Origin of the sequence: Leekyejoonella antrihumi, from assembly GCF_007845645.1 — a bacterium.
GTDB lineage: Bacteria > Actinomycetota > Actinomycetes > Actinomycetales > Dermatophilaceae > Leekyejoonella > Leekyejoonella antrihumi.
In genome coordinates this window covers 1-1261 of sequence record NZ_VCQV01000128.1, presented here as the reverse complement: position 1 = coordinate 1261, position 1261 = coordinate 1, and the positions used below count along the sequence as shown (strand labels likewise).

At 65.2% G+C, this 1261-nt stretch carries 3 protein-coding genes; all 3 read left to right on the top strand.

The window, feature by feature from the left end; translation table 11 throughout:
* A partial coding sequence (locus tag FGL98_RS25085; protein WP_222432418.1) for a DinB family protein occupies positions 1 to 571 on the top strand: 571 nt, incomplete at its 5' end.
* A gap of 101 nt (positions 572 to 672) precedes the next feature.
* Positions 673 to 897, top strand: coding sequence for an antitoxin MazE family protein (locus FGL98_RS25080; protein WP_146321608.1), 225 nt, complete (start codon positions 673 to 675; stop codon positions 895 to 897).
* Positions 894 to 1223, top strand: coding sequence for a type II toxin-antitoxin system PemK/MazF family toxin (locus FGL98_RS25075; protein WP_146321606.1), 330 nt, complete (start codon positions 894 to 896; stop codon positions 1221 to 1223). The genes FGL98_RS25080 and FGL98_RS25075 overlap by 4 nt, the downstream gene beginning before the upstream one ends.
* The last annotated feature ends 38 nt before the right edge of the window (positions 1224 to 1261 follow it).

Genomic DNA, 1261 nt, shown 5'->3' with positions numbered 1-1261 from the left:
CCCAGCAGAGGGCGCGGGTCGGTCGGAGTCCGGTCTGACCGACGACGACTTCTCGCCCACCTGGGCTGACGATGATCGGCCGCGGATCCCGCGCGTGGCCGGTGAGCGTGAGGCTCTCACGGCGTACCTGGAGTACTACCGCGCGACGGTGGAAATGAAGTGCCGCGGGGTGACACGGGAGCAGGCCCGGACCCGGGCAATGCCGCCGTCCACACTGTCACTGCACGGCATGGTCCGACACCTCGCCGGTGTGGAGCGCTGGTGGTTCCAGCAGAACTTCGAGCGCCGTGACGTGCCGTTCCTCTTCATCACCACAGACAACCCCAACCTCGACTTCGACCCACCCTCGGACGCCGACTTCGAAACCGACCTCGAGGCCTGGCGCGCGGAGTGTGCCGTTTCCCGTGAGATCGTCGCCGCTCACGGCCTCGGCGTCACCGCGCGGCCGCTGGACTGGTACGAGGACATTGATCTGCGATGGCTGGTGCTTCGGATAATTACTGAGTACGCCCAACACTGCGGGCATCTCGATCTGCTTCGCGAGGGCATCGACGGGAGGGTTGGCGCATAAAGCTCGGTAGCGGACGCGTCGGTAGATCTTGCCCACAACACCAATCGGCTATCGGGTGATCAGTCGTTGTCGACCAACCCCGTTACATGTAACATTGGGGTATGGCAGGGACACGAGACCGGGTACGCGCGCATCGCCGGCGTTTGCGCGAGCAGGGCTTGCGGCCGGTTCAGATCTGGGTGCCCGACGTACGGGCTCCAGAGTTCGTCGCGCAAGCTCACCATCAGTCAACAGCCATCGCCGCCAGCGAGCGTGAGGCCGCTGACCAGGCGTTCGTCGATGCCATCTCCGTCGATTGGGACGCCGAGGCGGAGCCCGACGCGTGAGGCGGGGTGACCTATACACTGCGGCTGCCCGTGGTGCCTATACCGGCAAGCCAAGACCCGTGCTCATCGTCCAGGACGATCGATTCGACGGGACCGCATCGGTGACGGTTTGCCCGCTGACGACGAGCCCGGTCGAGGCCCCACTGATTCGCATCCCCATCGAGGCGACAAGTGCTACCGGGATCGAGAGACCAAGCCAGATCATGGTCGACAAGGTCACGACGATGCCACGAGCGAACGTGCGCGATCACCTCGGCCACGTGCCCGATGCTGACCTGGTCCGGCTCGACCGCGCTCTTCTGGTCTTCCTCGGGCTTGCCGACTGAACCAGCTTGACCAGTCCGGTGCGACCGCAAGCGGATCG

Bases quoted from the DNA above. Each gene is read 5' to 3' on its own strand.
- FGL98_RS25080 (WP_146321608.1), top strand. From the start codon at position 673: ATGGCAGGGACACGAGACCGGGTACGCGCGCATCGCCGGCGTTTGCGC.